This window comes from Kribbella shirazensis (assembly GCF_011761605.1).
Taxonomy (GTDB): domain Bacteria; phylum Actinomycetota; class Actinomycetes; order Propionibacteriales; family Kribbellaceae; genus Kribbella; species Kribbella shirazensis.
Map to the genome: position 1 here is coordinate 2,305,332 of NZ_JAASRO010000001.1, position 20,104 is coordinate 2,325,435.

Annotated in this window: 17 protein-coding genes; 8 read left to right on the forward strand and 9 right to left on the reverse strand. The window is 69.3% G+C overall.

Translation table 11 applies throughout. The features are described 5' to 3' along the window. Positions 1-3: 3 nt before the first annotated feature. The 6 genes from murQ to BJY22_RS11395 all read right to left on the reverse strand — a co-directional run bounded on the left by murQ (position 4) and on the right by BJY22_RS11395 (position 8,458). A complete protein-coding gene (gene murQ, locus BJY22_RS11370) occupies positions 4-888 on the reverse strand; it encodes an N-acetylmuramic acid 6-phosphate etherase (protein ID WP_167205985.1) in 885 nt (294 codons plus the stop codon). Between the two features lie 67 nt (positions 889-955). Continuing rightward, positions 956-1,843, reverse strand: coding sequence for a MurR/RpiR family transcriptional regulator (locus tag BJY22_RS11375; protein ID WP_167205987.1), 888 nt, complete (start codon positions 1,841-1,843; stop codon positions 956-958). A gap of 36 nt (positions 1,844-1,879) precedes the next feature. Then, entirely contained in the window at positions 1,880-3,556 is a 1,677-nt protein-coding gene (locus BJY22_RS11380; RefSeq protein ID WP_238350340.1) for a serine hydrolase domain-containing protein, read from the reverse strand. A gap of 44 nt (positions 3,557-3,600) precedes the next feature. Further along, the gene (locus BJY22_RS11385) at positions 3,601-4,875 is read right to left on the reverse strand and encodes an exo-beta-N-acetylmuramidase NamZ family protein (protein ID WP_167205991.1); all 1,275 of its coding nucleotides are present in this window, start codon (positions 4,873-4,875) and stop codon (positions 3,601-3,603) included. 8 nt (positions 4,876-4,883) lie between these two features. Then, entirely contained in the window at positions 4,884-7,457 is a 2,574-nt protein-coding gene (locus BJY22_RS11390; RefSeq protein ID WP_238350341.1) for a glycoside hydrolase family 3 N-terminal domain-containing protein, read from the reverse strand. A gap of 257 nt (positions 7,458-7,714) precedes the next feature. Continuing rightward, a complete protein-coding gene (locus BJY22_RS11395) occupies positions 7,715-8,458 on the reverse strand; it encodes a 4'-phosphopantetheinyl transferase superfamily protein (RefSeq protein ID WP_167205993.1) in 744 nt (247 codons plus the stop codon). Between the two features lie 148 nt (positions 8,459-8,606). On the opposite strand from BJY22_RS11395, the gene BJY22_RS11400 reads away from it, so the two are divergent. Beyond that, complete coding sequence (locus BJY22_RS11400; protein WP_167205995.1) at positions 8,607-9,533, forward strand: alpha/beta hydrolase; 927 nt, start codon at positions 8,607-8,609, stop codon at positions 9,531-9,533. A 110-nt stretch (positions 9,534-9,643) separates the two neighbouring features. Beyond that, positions 9,644-10,813: an MFS transporter gene (locus BJY22_RS11405; RefSeq protein WP_167205997.1), complete on the forward strand. Its 1,170-nt coding sequence runs from the start codon at positions 9,644-9,646 to the stop codon at positions 10,811-10,813. Between the two features lie 8 nt (positions 10,814-10,821). On the opposite strand, the gene coaA is transcribed toward BJY22_RS11405, so the two are convergent. Next, positions 10,822-11,775: a type I pantothenate kinase gene (coaA, locus tag BJY22_RS11410; protein ID WP_238350342.1), complete on the reverse strand. Its 954-nt coding sequence runs from the start codon at positions 11,773-11,775 to the stop codon at positions 10,822-10,824. Positions 11,776-11,926: 151 nt separating this feature from the next. Between coaA and BJY22_RS11415 the strand changes: the two genes are divergently transcribed. Genes BJY22_RS11415 through BJY22_RS11430 form a run of 4 tightly spaced genes read left to right on the forward strand, consistent with a single transcriptional unit; the run spans position 11,927 to position 16,685 of the window. After that, positions 11,927-13,780: an alpha-glucuronidase gene (locus BJY22_RS11415; protein WP_167206001.1), complete on the forward strand. Its 1,854-nt coding sequence runs from the start codon at positions 11,927-11,929 to the stop codon at positions 13,778-13,780. A gap of 29 nt (positions 13,781-13,809) precedes the next feature. Next, positions 13,810-14,817, forward strand: a complete 1,008-nt coding sequence (locus BJY22_RS11420) for a LacI family DNA-binding transcriptional regulator (protein ID WP_167206003.1) — start codon at positions 13,810-13,812, stop codon at positions 14,815-14,817. A gap of 52 nt (positions 14,818-14,869) precedes the next feature. After that, the gene (locus BJY22_RS11425) at positions 14,870-15,220 is read left to right on the forward strand and encodes a holo-ACP synthase (RefSeq protein WP_167206006.1); all 351 of its coding nucleotides are present in this window, start codon (positions 14,870-14,872) and stop codon (positions 15,218-15,220) included. Positions 15,221-15,254: 34 nt separating this feature from the next. Further along, complete coding sequence (locus BJY22_RS11430; protein ID WP_167206008.1) at positions 15,255-16,685, forward strand: NAD(P)H-hydrate dehydratase; 1,431 nt, start codon at positions 15,255-15,257, stop codon at positions 16,683-16,685. Positions 16,686-16,740: 55 nt separating this feature from the next. Here the strand turns inward: BJY22_RS11430 and BJY22_RS11435 are convergent, their stop codons facing one another. Further along, positions 16,741-17,214: a hypothetical protein gene (locus BJY22_RS11435; protein WP_167206010.1), complete on the reverse strand. Its 474-nt coding sequence runs from the start codon at positions 17,212-17,214 to the stop codon at positions 16,741-16,743. Positions 17,215-17,219: 5 nt separating this feature from the next. Beyond that, a complete protein-coding gene (locus BJY22_RS11440) occupies positions 17,220-17,984 on the reverse strand; it encodes an META domain-containing protein (RefSeq protein ID WP_167206012.1) in 765 nt (254 codons plus the stop codon). A 165-nt stretch (positions 17,985-18,149) separates the two neighbouring features. Between BJY22_RS11440 and BJY22_RS11445 the strand changes: the two genes are divergently transcribed. Together BJY22_RS11445 and BJY22_RS11450 are read left to right on the forward strand one after the other, a co-directional pair. Next, on the forward strand, positions 18,150-19,400 hold the full coding sequence (locus BJY22_RS11445; RefSeq protein WP_202891071.1) for a GH12 family glycosyl hydrolase domain-containing protein: 1,251 nt from the start codon (positions 18,150-18,152) through the stop codon (positions 19,398-19,400). Positions 19,401-19,455: 55 nt separating this feature from the next. Further along, positions 19,456-20,097, forward strand: a complete 642-nt coding sequence (locus tag BJY22_RS11450) for an HAD family hydrolase (RefSeq protein ID WP_337758529.1) — start codon at positions 19,456-19,458, stop codon at positions 20,095-20,097. The last annotated feature ends 7 nt before the right edge of the window (positions 20,098-20,104 follow it).

Consider the following 20,104-nt stretch of genomic DNA (forward strand, 5'->3'; position numbering starts at 1 on the left):
CAGTCAGGCCAGCTCGGCCAGGGCCGTGGCCACCCGGCCGTGGGCTGCCTCCAGGGCGGTCCGGGCCGCGGGGATGGGGGTGCCGGTCAGGAGGTGGACCAAAGCGGGCTTGAGCTCGCCTTCGGCCTCGGCCAGGGCGGCCTCGCAGGCGGCCTCGTCGGCGCCGGTGGCCTCGGCGAGGATCCGGAGCATGCGGCCGCGGAGCTTGTTGTTGGTCGCGACCAGGTCGACCATCAGGTTCGACCAGGTGCGGCCGAGCTTGATCATCAGCGTGGTGGAGAACGCGTTCAGGATCATCTTCTGCGCGGTGCCGGCCTTCAGCCGGGTGGAGCCCGCGATCACCTCGGGGCCGGTGTCGGCGGCGACCACGATGTCGGCCAGCGGCGCCAGCGGGGCGTCCGGGTTCGAGGTCACCAGCACGGTGGTCGCCCCGGCCGCGCGGGCGGCCTTCAGGGCGCCGGCGACGTACGGCGTGCTCCCGGAAGCAGCGAGGCCGATGACGAGGTCCTGACCGGTCACCCCGATCGCGTCGGCGGCACCGCCCTCCTCGGAGTCCTCGACGTTCTCGACCGCGCGGAGCAGCGCTTCCAGGCCGCCGGCGTGGTGGGCGACCACCAGCCCGTCCGGGACGTGGAACGTCGGCAGCAGTTCGGCGGCGTCCAGGACCGCCAGGCGCCCCGACGTACCGGCGCCGAAGTAGTGCACCCGGCCGCCGCCGCGGATCGACTCGACGGCGGCGTCCACGGCCTTCGTCAGCTCCGGGATCACCGCGCCGACAGCGCCCGGGACCAGGGCGTCCTCGTTGTTCACCAGCTGGAGGATCTCGGACGTGCCCACCGCATCGATGGCCAGCGTCCTCGGGTTGCGCTGCTCGGTCGGTGAGGTCACGGGATCGATGTTAGTTTTCTACTGAAGGTTTTTCAATTCCGTTCATCTTTGACGGAAAGGATCGGCCTCAGTCGGATCCCTTGAGCCGGTGGCCGCGAACCGCGCTAGCGGTTTCCTCAAGCGCTTTCCGGGCGTCCGGCAGGACCTGCTGCGCGACCCCGATGAACAGGCAGTCGATCACCGTCAGCTGGGCGATCCGGCTGGCCATCGCACCCGAGCGGTACGTCGTCTCGCGGGCGGCCGTGGTGAGGACGAGGTCCGCCGTACGGGCCAGCGGCGAGCGCGGAAAGTTGGTAACGGCAACCGTCGTGGCGCCGTGCTTGGCCGCCTCCTCGAGCGCCTCGACCACCTCGACCGTGGTGCCGGTGTGCGAGATGCCGATCGCGACGTCGCCCTCGCCGAGCAGCGCGGCGCTGGTCAGCGCGATGTGTACGTCGGACCAGGCGAACGCGACGCGGCGGATCCGGTGCAGCTTCTGCTGCAGGTCGTAGGCGACGAAGGCGCTCGCCGCGAACCCGTACAGGTCGACCCGCTGCGCCCGCACCACCGCGTCGACGACCTTGGCCAGCGCGTCCACGTCGACCTGCTGCGCGGTCTCGCGGACCGCCCGCTCGTCGGCGAACGCGACCTTGCTGACAACGTCGGCCAGCGAGTCGCCGGGCTCGATGTCACCGCCCACCTCCGGGCGGACACTCTCCTGCGCCGACTGGGCCGCCAGCTGCAGGCGGAGCTGCGGATAGCCGGGGACGCCGATCTGCTTGCAGAACCGGATGACCGTGGTCTCCGAGGTGGACGCCACCTCGGCCAGTTCGGAGATCGTCATCGCGGCCACCCCGCCAGGGTCCGCGAGGACCGCGTTCGCCACCCGCTGCTCGGCCGGGGCCAGCGCGGGCATCACCGCGCGGACCCGGACCAGCAGCGGCCCCGTGGGTTCTGGAGAGGTCGTTGAATTCATGACAGCCACGGTACGGCGACTATGCACGAGATGGGATCACCGACGCGAAAGTCTCCAACCTGTTGCGGTAAATGATTCCGGCGTCCGTTCACCATCGAGAAGTTCACCATCCCCGCTCGTGATCTTCACACCGTCGACGTACACACCGCGGCCCTGGTACAGCGGATCGCTCGTGTAACGCCAGCGGATCGTCTGCTCGCCGGCGCCCAAATCGGCGCTCACCTGCTGCCAGTGCCGGTTGCCGGAGCCGCTGATCGAGCCGTCGGTGTCGATCACCGAACCGCGGTCCCGCACCGAGAACGGGACCTTCGTCCAGGTCGTCCCGTCCGCGGACGTCTCCAGGTACAGCAGATCCGTGTCCTCGGTGTCGACGAACAGATCGAACGCCAGCTTCGCGCCGTCCGCCGGTACGGCGACCGTCGTCGCGAGCGTGGTCGTCGAGTTGTCCGTCGTACCGGAGAACCAGGCGTCCTTGCCGTGCCGCGGGCCGACGCCGAGGGCGAGCGCGAGGCCCTGGGCGACCGCACGGCGGGCCGGGTTGTTGCTGCCCCAGTTGCGGCTCGGGTGCACGCGGTTCGTGAGCAGGATCGCGAACGAGCGGGAGTCGAAGTCGATGACGACCGACGTGCCGGTGTAGCCGGTGTGGCCGGCCGTGCGCGGTCCGGACAGGCCGGCCATGTACCAGCGCTGGTCGAGCTCGAAGCCGAGGCCGTGGTCGTTGCTGGGGAAGGCCTGGTTGAAGTTCGTGATCATCGCGGTGACCGAGGATTCCTTGAGGATCCGGGCTCCGCGGTAGCTGCCGCCGTTCAGGAACGTCTGCGCCAGCACGGCCAGGTCGTCGGCGGTGCTGAACACGCCCGCGTGCCCGGCGACACCGTCCAGGGACCACGCGTTCTCGTCGTGGACCGAGCCCCACACCATCCCGCGCGGCGGGGAGGCCTGGTACTCGGTGGCGGCGATCCGCGGCTTCTTCTTGGGATCCGGGTTGTAGCCGGTGTCGCGCATCTGCAGCGGTTTGGTGATGCCGTCGGCGACCAGCTTGTCGAGCGTCTTGCCGGTCACGCGGTGCGCCAGCTCGCCGAGCGCGATCAGGTTCAGGTCGCTGTAGAGGTACGTCGTACCGGGCACGTCCCGCAGCTTCGCGGTCAGTGCCATGTGCAGCCTGGACGCGGGATCCGGCTGGGCGCTCCACAGCGGCAGCCAGGACGGAAATCCGCTGGTGTGCGTGAGTGCCTGCCGGACGGTGACGTTTTCCTTGCCGTTTTCCGCGAATTCCGGGATGTACGTCGCGATCGGCGCGTCGAGGTCGACCTTGCCCTTCTCGACCAGCTGCATCACGACGATCGACGTGAACAGCTTGGACACCGAGGCCATGTCGAAGATCGTGTCGGTGCGCATCGGGATCTGCTCGTCCGCGGGCAGCTCGGTCCCGGCGCCGTCGGCGTACTTCACCGCCAGCCCGGTCGCCGACCGGGTGACGACCTTCCCGTCGTGACCGAGCAGCGTGACCGCGCCGGCGTACAGCGGTTTCGCCGTACCGTTCGGCTGGGTCCAGGAGGCGACCTGGGCCAGTGCCGCGTCGATCGGCGCGGGGTCCAGGCCGGCCTTCGCCGGGGTCTCGTCGCGCAGCAGCGTGGTCTTCGGCGCGTAGCCGTCGCGCGGACGGTCGAACCGGCCGGAGTTGTTGCTGCCAGCAACAGCAGGGCTTGCCATCGTGAGTATCACCGCAGTCAGAGTCGCAGACGCGGCCCACCGCTTCATCGGTGGGCTCCCTTGTACAGCAGGTACTTCGCCCGTCGGGCCGTCCAGGCGTCGGTCTCGGACTTCCAGGCGGCGACGATCTCCTCCGCGGTCGCATCGGCCAGCAGCATGGTGCGGAACCGGTCGGACCCGGTGAGCAGGTCGATCCACCGGCCGGGTGGGTTCTCCGCCCGCCAGGTGAATCCGGGGTAGAGCTTACGGGCCTCGACGATCATGTGCGTCGCCACGGTGATCGCCTCCACCCGGTGCGGGTCGAGGATCTGCACCTGGAGGCCGGCGCACAGGACGTTCGCGTTCTTGCTGATCGTCGGCGTGAAGTACGCCTCGCGGAACGCCACGCCCGGGATGTTCCGGGCCTGCAGCGCCTCGGCCCAGCGGTGGTCGACGTACGGCGCGCCGATCAGCTCGAACGGCCGCGTCGTACCGCGGCCCTCGGACATGTTGGTCGCCTCGAACAGGCACAGGCCGGGGTAGAGCAGCGCGGTGTCGGGGGTCGGCATGTTGGGGCTCGGCATCACCCAGGACAACTCGGTGTCGTCGTACAGCTGGTCGCGTTTCCAGTTCGACAGCTCGATGACCTGGAGGTCCTTGAGCCGGCCGCCGTTCGGCTCCAGCGGCAGGTACTCCGCGTCGAAGAGCCGGGCCAGTTCGCCGACCGTCATGCCGTGCTGCTGGATGATCTGCTTCTTGCCGACGCCGGAGGTGTAGCCGGGTTTGAGCATCGGGCCGCGCGCGTAGCCGCCGACCGGGTTGGGCCGGTCGAGAACGACGAACCGGGCACCGGTCCGGACCGCGGCCAGCATCGCCTCGAACATCGTCCAGATATAGGTGTAGAACCGCGCGCCGACGTCCTGGATGTCGAAGACAACGGTTTCCACGCCGGACTTCGCGTACAGCGTGGCCAGTTTGTCCGCGTTCGCGCCGTACGCGTCGTAGACCATGATCCCGGTGCGCGGATCGACGTGGTCGCCCTCCGAACCGCCGGCCTGCGCGCTGCCGCGGAAACCGTGTTCTGGCCCGAACACGGCGACCACGTTCACCTGTCCGGACGCGTGCATGGTGTCCACGATGTGCGTGAAATCGGGCAGGATCCCGGTCGGGTTGCTGATCACGCCGACCTTCTGGCCGGCGAGCGCCCGCCAGCCGTCGTTGGCGAGGACCTCGGCGCCGGTCATCACCTTCCGGCTGGTCACGGCGTGCGCGGCGGGGACGTCGATCAGCGGGGCGGCGGCGAGGGCGCCGGCGCCGGCAAGCAAACTGCGTCGCTTCATCAGATCTCCTAGGAACGGAACGAGAGGTCGGCGATCACCGGGCTGTGGTCACTGGCCGCCTCGGCGACCGGGACCTCGGCGGGTACTTCGGCCTTCCGGACCAGCAGGCCGGGGCCGACGGCGACGAAGTCGATGCGCTTGGTCCCGCCGACCGCCGGGTAGGTGTTCGGGCCGCCCGCAGTCGACGCGGCCGCGGTCCACGAGTCGGTGAGCCGGGTCCACAGTCCGGCCAGCTCCGGCGCGGCCGCATCGGCGTTGAAGTCGCCGACCAGGATCTGCAGGTCGCCGGGGCTGTCGGCGGCGAGGATCTTCAGGGTGTCGTCGACCTGGGCCCGCCTCACGGACGGGTCGGCGCGGTAGTCGAGGTGGGTGGAGTACACGTGCAGCCGGCGGCCGCGGACGTCGACCTCGGCCTCGAGGAAACCGGGTGCCGGCGCGGGGACCGGGTTCGGGTCCTGGGTGGAGAGCCGCGTGATCGGGTGGTTCTCGAAGCGCACCACCGGGAACCGCGAGAGCAGACCGACGCCGTACTGACGCCGCGGCCGGCCGGCGGCGGGCGGGTCGAGGTCGTAGATCGGTGCGAACGCCGGGTGCATGCCGAGCCTGGCGGCCAGTTCGGTGATCGTGTCGAGCCACTGGCTGCGGTCGCCCCAGTGCACGTCGACCTCCTGCAGACCGATGATGTCCGCGTCCAGCGCCTTCAGTGCCCGCGCGGTCCGGTCGAGGTCGAAAACGTTGTCCGTGCCGGCCCCGGCGTGAATGTTGTACGAGGCAACGGTCAGCCGGGTTTCCTCCGGATCGAAGGTGAGCCCGTGCCCGAACGGGTACAGCACAGGAGCCGGACCGGGCTGGTTCGGATCCGGCTTGGCCAGAATCTCGACCGGAAGCTTTCCGGCCGGCGCGATCTCGCCGTACAGGACCTTGGCGATCGCCTCCATCGACACGGCCGCGTTGCCGTAGGTGACGAGTGAGGTCGCCGGTTCGGTCTGGAAGTACGCGACGTCGTACGGGTCACGGACCGGGACGACGATCACCGGACGGCCACTGGCGAGCAGAGTGTTGACGAGTTTCTGCTGTTTCGCCAGCTTGTCCGTGACCTTGGTGTCCCAGGCCTTGTTGGTGAGGACAACGGTCAGGTCCGCGTTCGCGGCGGCGGCCACCGCGTCGGCGATCTTGGCGTCGGTGGGCGTGGTGCCGGTGTCCTTCACGATCGCGCTCGCGCCCCGGCTCTGCAGTGCGGTCGCGAGCGTCTTCGGGCCGTAGCCGGCGACGACGATCGTGCGGGGCGCGGGGGAGAGCGGGAGCAGGTCCGCGTCGTTGCGCAGCAACGTGATGCTGCGGTCCGCGATCCGCTGTGCCTCGGCGTAGTTGGCCGGCGCACCGACGATGGTGGCGATGCGGGACAGGTCGACGTACGGCGCGTCGACGACGCCCGTGGTGCGCTTGAGCCAGAGGATGCGCGCGACGCTCTCGTCGATACGGGCCTCGCTGATCCGGCCGCTTCGGACGGCGTTCAGGACCGAGTTGTACGCCAGCCCGGGATCGACCGGCATCAGCAGTTGGTCGACACCGGCCTCGATCGCCCGGAGCGGGATCTCCGCGTCGCCGTACTTGTCGCGGACCCCCTTCATCCCCAGCGAGTCCGTGATCACCACGCCGTCGAACCGGAGCTGCTGCCGCAGGATCCCGGTCAGGATCGGCTTGCTCAGCGTCGCCGGGTCACCGGACGGGTCGAGTGCCGGTACGACGATGTGCGCGGTCATGATCGACTGGATCCCGGCCCGGATCGCGGCCTGGAACGGCGGCAGGTCGATCCGGGTCCACTCCTCGCGGGTGTGGTGGATCTCCGGGATGCCGACGTGGCTGTCGGTGTCGGTGTCGCCGTGCCCGGGGAAGTGTTTCGCGGTCGAGACGATCCCGCCGTCGCGCTGGTACCCCTTGACCTGGGCGGCGACGATCTCGGCGACCAGGGCCGGGTCGGAGGAGGTCGAGCGGACCCCGATCACCGGGTTCAGGGGGTTCACGTTGACGTCGGCGTCCGGTGCGAAGTCGGTGGTGATGCCGACCGACTTCATCTCCCGGCCGCCGATCCGTCCGGCGGACCGCGCGAAGGCCGCCGAGCGGGTCGCGCCGAGTGCCATCGCACCCGGGAACTGCGTCGCGGGCGGTCCGAACCGGAACACCACGCCGTACTCCTGGTCGGTGCTGATCTGCAGCGGGACGCCGCTGGCGGCGAGCGAGGCGGCCTGCAGTCCGTTCGAGAGCCGGCCGATCTGGTCCGGGTTGCGGACCGAGTCGGTCCAGGCGAAGTAGATGACGCCGCCGAGGTTGAACTTCGCGACCACCTCGGCCGGCGTGGCCACGCCGTACAGGCTGGTGTTGCGGGCGTCGGCCGTGTCGGCGGTCGGTCCGTAGGCGTAGCAGACGAACAGCTGGCCGACCTTCTGCTCCAGGGTCAGCCGGTTCAGCGTGTCGCGGACCCAGGGGTCACGCTGGGCGTTTGCGGTCGTGGTGCCTGCGACCGTCGATCCAGCGACGGCGGCCGCCGCTAGTCCGAGGGTTTGGCGTCGGGTCAGTTCCATCGGTGTCCCCAACTCAGTCCGGGCGGGCGTGGGCGAGCGCCAAGGTAATTGAATTACAAGTAGCCCCCGCGACGCGAAAGTTACCCACGCATACACGCCGGGTCAAGAGTCGGTGACACGCGGCGCGCGCCGGGGCCTCCGGTCGTGGGGCTTGAGGGCTCGAAACCGTTGAAGCGTTTGTTTGCCGAGCGGTCGGCGGCGGATGAGGTCTGGCGCCGCTCGTCGTGGCCGACGGGGTGGGGCCTGAGCCTGTTCCATCAGTTGCTGCGGACAACAACGGGAAACCTCGTCCCGAGACGCACCGCGCCCGGCGCGGCAGTCGTCGGCTGATGAACCACCAGCTCGGAGACCTCACTCGAGGCAGCGACCGCCAACACCGCAGGTCCGCGAGGCCCGGCAGGTCCGAGAGGTCCGAGAGGTCCGCCGGGTCCGCCGGGTCCGCCCGGTCCGCCCGGTCCGAGAGTTCCGAGAGTTTCGGTGAGGTGCTGCAGTCCTATGTGCATCACGGTCAGGTCGGACTCGTCCGGCACCACGTCGGCGTAGAGCACCTCGTGCGCAGGACGTTCCGCCGTTCCTGCCTCGCTGGGGAGCGGCATTGCGCGGCTCAGACCTGATTTGCCCAGCCCCAGGCCTAGGGCCTTTCCTACTGCCTCCTTCGCCGTCCACAGGTGCAGGAATGCCGACAGCTGGTCGGGCTGCCGACGCGTCCATTGCAGCTCTTGTGGGGCAAACCAACGGTCGGCGAGCGGGCCGACCGCGCGGGAATGGTGCTCTTCGAGGTCGATGCCGAGCGGTCCGTCGTACGACGCAGCGACGGCGACCGCCCGGTCGGTGTAGGTGATGCTCACCGCCAGCCCGGGGATGTGCGGACGGCCGGTCTCGTCGTGTGTCAAGGACGGGCCGTCGACGAGCGTCCCGGCGAGCGCGAGCAGCAGTGCGTGGGCCGCAGTACGAGGCTCGGCACCGGCCGGCGCCAGGCACACATGCACGGAAACTCCCACAGAAAGAAGGTATCCCGGATCAAGAACGCAACACCGCGTCAATGCCCGCGCTGGGTGGGTGTGCTGGGGTTGTTGTGGGGTGCGCAGTGGGGCAGGTGTGGAATTGGCCAGTTGGCGGTGTCCGTGTTGATTCGATTGGGGTGAAGGGATGCCTTTGGATCCGCAGGTTGAGGTGATGCGGGCTGCCCGGGAGGCGGAGCAGGTGCCGCAGTTGTACACGCAGAGCTTGGCTGAGGCGCGGGCGGCCGACTTGGCCTCGGTTCGGGCGGGCGGCGGTGAGGTGGAGGCGGTGCATCACGTGGAGGAGTTGTCGACTGATTCCGGGGTGCCGTTGCGGATCTACCGCCCGGACCTCGCGGGTCCGTTGCCGACGCTCGTGTACTTCTTCGGCGGGGGATGGACGCTCGGCAGTATCGAGACCGCGGACGGAATCAGCCGGAAACTGGCGAACGCCGTTCCGTGTCAGGTGATCGCGGTCGGATACCGCCTTGCGCCGGAAAATCCGTTTCCGGCGGCCGTTCACGACTGTCACGACGCAGTGCGATGGATCGCGGCGAACCCGGAGCGCGTGCAGGCCGATCCGGCGCGGCTGGTGGTCGGCGGGGACAGCGCCGGCGGAAACCTGGCGGCGGCGGTGACCCTGCTGGCCCGGGAAAACGGTCCGGCGCTTTCCGGACAACTGCTCGTGTATCCGAACACGTTGTACGGCTCCGACACGGCCTCGATGCGCTCGGACGACGACCCGTACCTGTTCAACAAGACCTCGGTCAACTGGTACTGGGAGCACTACCTGACCGACCCGGCCGACGGCCAGAACCCGTTGGCCTCACCGTTGCTCGCGTCGTCCCACGCCGACCTCCCACCCGCGCTGGTGATCACCGCCGAGTACGACCCGCTGCGCGACGAGGGCGAGTACTACGCCGAGAAGCTGCACGCGGCCGGAGTACCGACAACCCTCAGCCGGTATGACGGGATGGTGCACGGCTTCTTCGCGATGTCCGGCATCCTCGACGGCGGCAAGAAGGCGATGGCCGAGGCCTCGACCTGGCTGAGCCGCACCTTCACGGCCGGCTGACCATCCGGAGAACCTTGTCGACAAAGTGACAGCCGGTCGGCCAACTGGTCCTCTCGGCGCGGCCATAACTGGATCTGTAGGGCGTACCGGTATTTCCCTACCTTCGACCTATGACCACCGCCTGCGAGATCCCGGCAGTCCCGGCACCTACCGTCGACCGACTCGTCAGCAGCCAGTTCGTGCGGCTGCTGGTGATGGTGTTCGGCTCCGGCCTGAGCATGTACCTGCTGACCTCGGTCGTCCCGCTGTACCTGGCGGCCAACGGCTCCGGCGGCGCCGGAGCCGGAGCGTCCACCGCCGCGATGATGTTCTCCGCAGTCGCGGTCGAGCTCGTGGTGCCGCGGTTGCTGGCCCGGTGGGGCTACCAGGTCGTCCTCGGGCTCGGACTGGTTCTGCTCGGTGCGCCGTCGCTGGTCCTGCTCGCGTCGGCGTCCCTGCCGCTTGTGCTCACGGTCTGCGTCGTGCGCGGCGCCGGCCTGGCGATCCTGGTGGTCGGCGCGGTCGCCCTCGTCGCGGATCTCACCCCGCCGGCGCGCCGGGGAGAGGCGCTCGGTGTGTACGGCGTCGCGGTCGGCGTGCCCGCGGTGATCGGCCTCCCGCTCGGCGTCTATCTGACCCAGGTGATCGGTTTCGGCGCACTGTTCGTCCTCGCGGCGGTCGCATCGCTCGCCGGTCTCGTCGCGCTGATCGGTCTGCCGGGCCGCATCGCGGTCGCGGATCAGCATGTGAAGGTGCTCGGCGGCGTACGGCGTCACGGGCTGTTGATGCCGACCCTGGTCTTCGCCGCAGTCACCTTGGCGGCGGGTATCAGCGTCACCTTCCTCCCGCTGGCCGTTGCCGAGGACAAGCAGTCGCTGGTCGCGGCGGCCCTTCTGTTGCAGGCGATCGCGGCTCCGTTGGCGCGTTGGCTGGCCGGGCGGTACGCCGATCGCCTCGGTCCCGCCCGACTGCTCGCACCGGCGCTTGTGCTCGCCGCTGCCGGCGCCGGATCGTTGGTCTTCCTGCCGAGTCCGGTCGCGATCCTGGCCGGTTCGACCTGCTTCGGCATCGGTTTCGGCGCCGCGCAGAACCTGACGCTGACCCTGATGTACAACCGCGTCGACCGTTCCCGCTACGGCCAGGTCAGCGCCCTGTGGAACCTCGCGTACGACGGTGGCTGGGGACTCGGCGCACTGGCCTTCGGCGCGATCGTCGCGGGCACCGGCTACTCGACCGCCTTCGCCCTGACCGCCGCGGTCGTCGCGCTGGCCGTCGTACCGGCTCTGCGTCCTCGGCGCTGACCGCCGGGTCAGAGTTTGCGGAGGCGGACCCAGCGGACGGCGTGGTCGGGGCCCTTGCGGAGAACCAGGGTGGCGCGGGAGCGGGTGGGGAGGATGTTCTCGCGCAGGTTCGGGCCGTTGATACCGTCCCAGAGCGACTCGGCCTTCTTGATCGCTTCCTCGCGGCTCAGTTCGCCGTAGCGGACGAAGTACGACTCGGGATTGCGGAACGCCGTTTCCCACAGTTTCAGAAAACGTGCGACGTACCAGGAACGGATGTCGTCCGCGGCTGCGTCGACGTACACCGAGAAGTCGAAGAAGTCGCTGACCGCGAGGCCGCTCTTGCCGTCCGCGTGCCGCGGCGCCGGCTGCAGGACGTTCAGGCCCTCGAGCAGCAGGATGTCCGGTTGCTCGACGGTCGTCCGGACGCCCGACATGCGGTCGTAGTGCAGGTGGGAGTACACCGGGGCCTCGACGGTGTCGATGCCGGACTTCACCTCGACGACGAAGCGCAGCAGCGCCTTGCGGTCGTACGACTCCGGGAAGCCCTTGCGCTGCATGAGGTTGCGGCGCTCGAGCTCGGCGTTCGGCCAGAGGAACCCGTCGGTGGTGACGAGCGCGACCCGCGGGTGCTCGGGCCAGCGCGCGAGCAGCTCGCGCAGCAGACGGGCGGTCGTCGACTTGCCGACGGCAACGGATCCGCCGATCCCGATCACGAACGGGGTGCGGGTCTCGACCTGCTTGCCGAGGAAGCTCTCGGTGTCGGCGTGCAGGGCGCGGGCGTGCCGGACGTACAGCGAGAGGATCCGGGACAGCGGCAGGTACACCTCGCGGACCTCGTCCATGTCGATCTCGTCGCCGAGACCGCGCAACCGCTCGACCTCTTCCGCCGTCAGCGGGGAGACGGTGGTCTCGGCCAGTTGGGCCCAGGTGGCCCGGTCGAGCTCGGTGTAGGGAGTCACCTCCCGCGGCGGCTGCAGCATGTCGCCCATTCTTCCCACCGGTGCGGGATGCACCCACATCGGGCCGACGTGGCCTTGGTCTCAGCTACGGCACAGTGTCTCAGCTACGGTACGGTCTCGAAACTTTCGGTCACCGTGTGATGACCAACCGATATGTCAGGATCAGGCACCGATGACGGTATTTCCCCTGACCGGCGATCACGCCTGGCTGGCGACTCAGCGGCTTCCCGAGGTGACCGTGCACGCCTCTGGTGTGCTGGCGCAGACGATCCGGGCCGAGGTGCGGCAGACCCGCCGTTTCCGCACCGACGTACAAGTTGCCGTGTGCACCTTGTCGAGGGTCCGTGAGACCGCTCTGTGGCAGGAGGTCGAGGCTGCCGTCCCCGAACACGGTCTCGGTGTCGAGGGATTCGTGGTGGTACGACGGGGCAACGATCTGGTCGTCGCCGCCGAGGGTGGGCACGGACTGCTGTACGGATACTTCTACGTCCTGCGGTACTTCGAGTGGATGACCAGTGACTTCACCGTCGTCGAGCGGCCCGCCGTGCCGATCCGGATGCTGGACCACTGGGACGAACTCTCCGGCGAGGTACGGCGGGGATACGCGGGCAAGTCGATCTTCTTCCGCGACGGGGAGGCGGTGCCGGACCTGACCCGGGTCCGGGCCTACGCGCGGTTGCTGGCGTCGATCGGCATCAACGCGGTCTCACTGGCCGCCGCGGAACTGCCGGACGTCGCGCGACTGGCCGGCGTTTTCCGGGAGTACGGAATCGCGGTCAGTCTCGCGGTCGACTTCATCGACGACCCGCGGGACGAGCGGGTGGCCGCCTGGTGGTCCGCGACGGTGGCCCGGGTGTACGACGTGGTTCCCGACCTGGGCGGTCTCGTCGTCCGGAGCGCCCGTGACGCCGAGGGCGCCAACCTGCTGGCGCGGGCGGTGGCGCCGTACGGCGGAACGGTTTTCTGGCGGTGTTCCGGCGCGGAGCCGGAACCGGACTGGCGGGACCGGCGCGCGGATCGCGCGCGGGCGGCGTACGACACGTTCGTTCCGTTGGACGGACGGTTCGAGGAAAACGTTGTTCTGCAGGTCAAGCACGGACCGCTGGACTTCCAGGTCCGGGAGCCCGTCTCGCCGCTGCTGGGGGAAATTCAGGAAACCGCTTTCGGTATTGAGTTGCAGGTCACGCAGGAGTACTCCGGGCAGCAGCAGGACCTGTGCTACCTGGGGCCGTGGTGGCGGGAGATCCTGCAGTCCGACACCACCGGTGGCGGCGGGGCGACGGTTGCCGACCGCATCGGAGCGATCGTTGCCGTCTCCAACGTCGGCGACGACGTCAACTGGACCGGGCACAAGCTTGCCCAGAGCAATCTGTACGCGTTCGGCCGGCTGGCGTGGGACCCGGCGGCGGACCCGGTCAGCCTGCTGCACGAGTGGGCCGCGGCGACGTTCGCGATGGACGACCGGACCCGGAGCGAACTGGTGGCGATCATGGCGGGCTCGTGGCGGACGTACGAGCGTTACACGGCCCCACTCGGGGTCGGGTTCATGGTCACGCCGGGATCGCACTACGGCCCGAGCGTCAACGGGTACGAGTACTCCGGGCGCGGCGCGCACCACTACGCGGACCGGTACGGCGTCGGTGCGGATCGGACCGTGAAGACCGGGTCGGGGTTCACAGCGCAGTACCCGGAGCCCCTGTCGAGCCTCTACGAGGACATCTACACCTGTCCGGACGAGTTGCTCCTGTTCTTCCACCACGTTCCTTACGACCACGTGCTGCAGAGCGGCAGCACGGTGCTGCAGCACATCTACGACACGCACTTCCAGGGGTACGCCGAAGTGGAGGCGATGGTCGCGCGGTGGCAGGCGATCGCGGAGCGGTTCGAGCCCGTCGTCCGGGAGAACGTGAGCGCGCGGTTCGCCGTACAGCTGGCGACGGCGCGCGAGTGGCGGGATCAGGTGAACACGTTCTTCTACCGGTTGAGCGGCGTACCGGACGCGCTGGGTCGCACGATTCACCGGTAGTCTGGTCCGAAAGTTTCGGATCGGGAGGCATGGTGAGCGAGCGGCCGACCATTGCGAAAATTGCGGAGCAGGCCGGGGTGTCGGTGCCGACCGTCTCCAAGGTGCTGAACGGTCGCGCGGACGTGGCGGCGGCCACCCGGGCGCGGATCGAGAGCCTGATCCAGGAGCACGGGTACCGGCGGCGGAGCGCGAGTCCGGCGGCCGGGCCGATGATCGACCTGGTGTTCAACCAGCTCGGCGGCGAGTGGGCGATGGAGCTGATCCGGGGCGTCGAGGAGGTCGCCCGGGCCGAGGGCGTCGAGCTCGTGCTGTCCGAGTGCGGCGGCGCGCTGCGACCGCGCCAGGAGTGGATCGAGTCGGTGCTGAACCGCAGGCCGCTCGGGGTGATCATGGTGTTCTCGGACCTGGACGTCGACCAGCGCGCGCAGCTGGAGACGCGGCGGATTCCGTTCGTGGTGGTGGATCCGGTCGGCGATGTCGGGGACGACGTACCATCGATCGGCTCGGCGAACTGGAACGGCGGCCGGCAGGCGACCACCCATCTGCGGACGCTCGGCCACACGAGGATCGCGACGATCGGCGGACCGATCGACACACTCTGCTCGCGGCAACGCGTCGACGGCTACACCGACGCGCTGCGGTCGACCGGGGTGGACGTGGATCCGGCGCTGATCCGCTGGGCCGATTTCGCGGTCGGCGGCGGGTACCGCGAGGCGCTCGCGCTGCTCCGCCTGGACGAGCCGCCCACCGCGATCTTCGCCGGCAGCGACATGCAGGCGCTCGGCGTCTACCAGGCCGCCCGCGAACTCGGCCTGGACGTGCCGAGCGATCTCTCGGTGGTGGGGTACGACGATCTCCCGGTCGCCCAATGGGTGACTCCCGCGCTCACCACCGTCCACCAGCCCCTCCAGCAGATGGCGCAACTGGCGACCCGCGTGGTGCTCGACCTCTCCCGGGGCCGGACTCCGGCAGCGCTCCGCCTCGACCTGGCCGTCGAGATGCGGATCCGCCGATCCACCGCCCACCCTCCGCGCTAGACGGGTGGTGGGGTGTCTGCTCGGGCCGGGATGCGGCGGTTAGGGTGGCTGCATGATCGTCGGCGTGGGTATCGATGTGGTCGACGTGGATCGGTTCATGCGGACGCTGGAGCGGACGCCGGGGTTGCGGGACCGGGTGTTCACTGCGGTGGAGGCGGTGAAGCCGCCGGCCTCGTTGGCGGCGCGGTTCGCGGCCAAGGAGGCGCTGGCGAAGGCGCTCGGGGCGCCGGGCGGGATGCACTGGCACGACGCCGAGGTGCAGACCGACGACACCGGTCGGCCGTGGCTGGAGATCACCGGCACCGTCGCGGCACAGGCGGCCAAACTCGGCGTACAGAGCCTGCACCTCTCGCTCAGTCACGACGCCGGTATCGCGTCCGCGGTCGTCGTACTGGAGGGCTGATGGTGCACTCCTCAGCTGCCCTGGAGGTCTGAGCATGCGGCACGCGTACACCGTCGAGCAGGTGCGGTCGGCCGAGTCCGAGCTGATGGCGAAGCTCCCCGACGGAACGCTCATGCAACGCGCGGCGACCGGGTTGGCGGTTGCTATCGGCAACTTCCTTGGCGGCACGTACGGCGCCCGCGTGGTGCTGCTGATCGGTTCCGGCGACAACGGCGGCGATGCACTGTACGCCGGCGCACGCCTGGCCCGCCGCGGCGCCCACGTCACTGCGATCCTGCTGTCTCCGAAGGCACATGAACCCGGTATCGCGGCCCTCAGATCGGCCGGCGGTCGATCCGTCACCTCCGCCGGCGACATCTCGGGTGAGATCTACGACGACATCGTGAGCGAGCTCGCCGGCGCCGACGTCGTGGTCGACGGGATCGTCGGCATCGGCGGGCGGCCCGGGCTGCGGCCCGACGCGCTGGCGGCGGTTCGTGTCGCCGAGCAGTACGGCGTACCGATCGTCGCTGTCGACACGCCTTCAGGGGTTGACGTCGACTCCGGCGAGACGCCCGAGCCGCATGTCAACGCCGCCCTCACGGTCACCTTCGGCACGCACAAGATCTGCCATCTCGTCGACCCCGCCGCCTCCGCCTGCGGTCCGGTCCACCTCGTCGACATCGGCCTCGACCTGCCGCCGGCTCTCGTTCAGTCCCTCCAGGCTGCCGACGTACGAGCGCTCTACCCCGTCCCGCACGGTGAGTCCGACAAGTACTCGCGCGGCGTCGTCGGGTTGATGGTCGGATCCACCGAGTACCCGGGCGCTGCGGTGATCGCCACCGCGGGGGCGCTCGGCGGGCCGGTCGGCATGGTCCGGTACGTCGGCCCGGACGCGGTCGCCGCCGCGGTACGGGAGGCGCATCCGGAGGTTGTCGGCGCCGGGCGGGTGCAGGCGTGGACGATCGGGTCCGGGCTCGGCGAGGAACTCGACGTCCCACGGATCCGGGAACTGCTCGACGCGGACGAGCCGGTGGTGCTGGACGCCGACGGTCTGAAGGCGCTCGACGATTCCGGCGACCATGTCGACGTACTCGCCACACCGCACGCGGGTGAACTTGCGCGGCTGCTCGGCGTCGATCGCAGTACCGTCGAGGCGGAGCGGCTGAAGCACGCGCGGATGGCGGCCGAGCGCTACGACGTGACGGTCCTGCTGAAGGGGGCGACCACCGTGATCGCGAGCCCCGACGGCGAGGTCCGGGTCAACACGAACGCCACCCCCTGGCTCGCGACCGCCGGAGCCGGCGACGTCCTCGCAGGTCTGTGCGGCTCCCTCCTGGCCGCCGGCCTGACCCCCCTCGACGCGGCCGCGCTCGGCGCCTACCTCCACGCCTCCGCCGCCACCCTGGCCTCCGCCAACGGCCCCATCACCGCTACCACCGTCGCCCAATCCCTCCCCGAAGCAACCCGCCGCCTCATCACCTAACCCAGGAACCCGCCTGCTGTTCCTCAGCGCGTCTGCATAGCACGCGGGGGACTGACTACGCGCTCCAGGTTTGTGACATTCGTAGGGCGTAGTCGGCTGCTTCGCGGATCTGGTTGCTCGGGTGTTGCAGTGCTTGTTGCAGCAGGTCTGCGGTGGCCGGCTCCGGGGGTGCGCCGCCTGTTGCCATGAGCAACGGGATCAGGCCGTACGGATCTGTTTCCAGCGACAGTTGGTCGCGGAGCATCGGCTCGGTCCAGGTCAGGGTGTGCCGGTTGATGCTTGCGACGATCGCCGCCGTGCGCTGCGGGGAGCGGGTGCGGAGGAAGAGTGCCTTCGCGCCGGCGCACTCCACCTCGATGATCTGCTCGGTGCCGGCCGCGAACACGATGCCTTGGTCGGTGCTGCCGAGCCGCTCGAAGGTGGTGCCGGTCGCGAGGGTGATCGCGGCCAGCAAGTCGTTGTCCAACCAGTCGTCCGGACGGATGACCAGACCTGTCCAGTGCTGCCCGCTCGCGGGCTCCTCACTCACTTGCCTCAGGGTAGCGCGACGAAGTCCAGACCTGCGCCCGAGGAGCGCGTCTGCAGTGTCGACCCGTCGATCCGGTAGGTCACCTCGCCCCGCAATCCCTTCAGGAGCACGGATTCCAGCGTCGCGGCGTTGCCTGTGCAAGCCCGCCGGGTGGTGGCCAACTCGCCGAAGGTCAGCTTGCCGGGCGATCGCGCGACCGTGCCCTGGAACTCGTTGCAACCGGTCGACCCGGTGACGCGTTCGCCGTTCAGGGTCAGCCAGACTTTCTCGGATCCGGCGTAGTGCCCCACCGTGTCGCCGCTGACGATCGTGGACAGGGTCCATTTCGTTCCGTCGAGGGCCGGCGTGGGCTTGACCGTCTGCTTGTCGACCATCGAGATCGTCGTGCTGTCCGTGGTGAGCACGAGTTTGTCGCCGTCCAGTTTCCAGGCCGGATTCGCCGCGAGGACGCTGCCGATCCAGCGGTCCTGGTCCTCTGCGCGTCCCATGCACCCGATCAGCGTCGAGGTGATCTGCTTGCCGAGGCTGATCCGGCCGTCCGCGGTCGAGACCTTCGTCTCGGACGTGTTGCAGCCCGCGTTCCACGACATCCGGCCGGTGGTGGTGAACTCCAGCTGGACCTGCGTGTCCGGCCGCGGCTTCCCGTGCTCGGTCACCGAGGTGGACAAGAACGTCCGGCCGGCCAGCGACGTACTGGGTTCGCTGCCGGTCGCCGCCTCCTGACCGCACGCGGACAGCGCCAGCAGACCGGTTCCGATGAGTGCCAGCATCCTCTTCTTCACACCCTGAAGACGCTGTGGCGGGCGCCGGCGTTGCAGGTGAAGGCTTCGTTAAATCGGGACCCCGGGTTGACAGGCCATGATCACGGTTCGATAACGTCGGGCGCCGTACGCATCTTCCTGGGGGATCGCCAGAACCAGACAGGAAGGTCTTGCATGTCCCCCTCCCCAGCCCTCCGACGCCGCGCCCTCCTCCCGGCGGCCCTCCTCGCCGCCGGTGCGCTCGTCGCGCTGCCGATCGTCGTCCAGGCGAAGCAGAACTCCCCGGTGACGACCGCGAACGCCGCGGACGGTACGACGGCGCTGCCCGGCGTCGGCCGCGTCGAGACCTGCGTCCTGGACGCGTACTCCGGATGCACGGTCCTGCACGGTTTCGGCCGGAAGCCGGTCGCGATCACCGCCACCGCCGCCGGTCCCGCGATGCTGTCGATCGACCCACGCCGTACGACGGACACGAACTACCGGTTGCGGGCGCTCCGGTACGACGGCGCGCGGTACCCCGCCGGCACCAAGCTCACCTACACCGCGCACTACGACTTCACCCCGGCACCCGCGCAGCCGACCACTCCGGCGCCGACCACCACACCGACAGCCACACCGACGAGCCCCGCGCCGTCCAGCACACCCACGGCCGCGCCGACAACCAGCACGCCGACGAAGCCGCCGACGTCGAGTACGCCGACGACAACCACCCCGACACAGACGACACCGACCCAGACCACGACGACGCCCACTACGAGTCCCACCAGCACAGCGACCAGCCCGAGCACCACCTGTACCAACCCGTCGTTCGTCACCACAGCGACCAACAACCAGGGCGAGGGACGGACGTTCGGCGAGTACTACGTGCACAACAACATGTGGAACAACCACAACGGCACCTACACGCTCTCGGCCTGCAACTACAACAACTGGTACGTCGACGTCACGCAGCCGCTACCGGGTGATCGCGGCGTGCAGGCGTACCCGAACGTGCACAAGGACTACAACGACGTACCGCTGTCGAAGATCAAGTCCGCCACCTTCGCCGCCACCACGCCCGCGAACTGCAGCGCCTGCATCTACAACGTCGCGTTCGACGCGTGGATCGGTGACGGGCTGAACAACGAGCTGATGATCTGGACGGACAACAAGGGCCAGGTCCCGGCCGGGCAGAAGGTCGGAACCGTCACCTTCGGCGGGTTCACGTACGACGTCTGGCATCGCGACGGCTACACGGCGTACGTGTCGCAGGTGACGCAGAAGTCCGGGACGATGCCGCTGGCCAGCTTCTTGACCGACATGGTCAACCGCGGCTGGGCCCCGAAGGCGACCACCTGGCAGGTCGACTACGGCGTCGAGGTCGTCTCCACCGGCAACACCAAGCAGCGCTTCTCCTTCACCGACTTCTCCATCCAGGAGAACTGATCCCGGTCCGTGGGCGGCCGCCGCGGTTCCGCGGTGGCCGCTTAGGGTGCTGGGTGTGACCGGACTGGTGATCTTCGACAACGACGGCGTGCTGGTGGACTCCGAGCGGCTGGCCAACACGATCCTGGCCGAGCTGCTCACCGAGGCTGGGTTGCCGTACACGTTCGAGGAGACCGTCCGGGACTTCATGGGCGGGTCCATGGCGTCGATGCGGCAGAAGGCGGAGGCCCGGCTCGGGCGGGCGCTGCCCGCCGATCTCGAGGACCGGTACCACCAGCGGCTGTTCGACGGGTTCGCGAACCTGCGGGCGATCGAAGGCGTCGAGTCCGTGCTGGACCACCTGGAGGCGCGCGGCGTCACCTACTGCCTGGCGTCCTCGGGGACCCACCGGCGGATCCGTACGGCGTTGACCGCGGTCGGCTTCCTGGACCGCTTCGAAGGCCGGATCTTCAGCGCCGAGGACGTTGCGCACGGCAAACCCGCCCCGGACCTCTTCCTGCACGCGGCCGCGTCGCTGGACGTCAAACCGGCCGACTGCCTGGTGATCGAGGACAGCCCGCTCGGCGTCGCCGCCGCGGTCTCCGCCGGGATGAAGGTCTTCGGGTACGCCGGGATGACGGACCCCGCGAAGCTTTCCGATGCGGACACGGTATTCCACACCATGGCCGCCCTCGCCGACCTCATCGACGGCGCCTGAGACACTG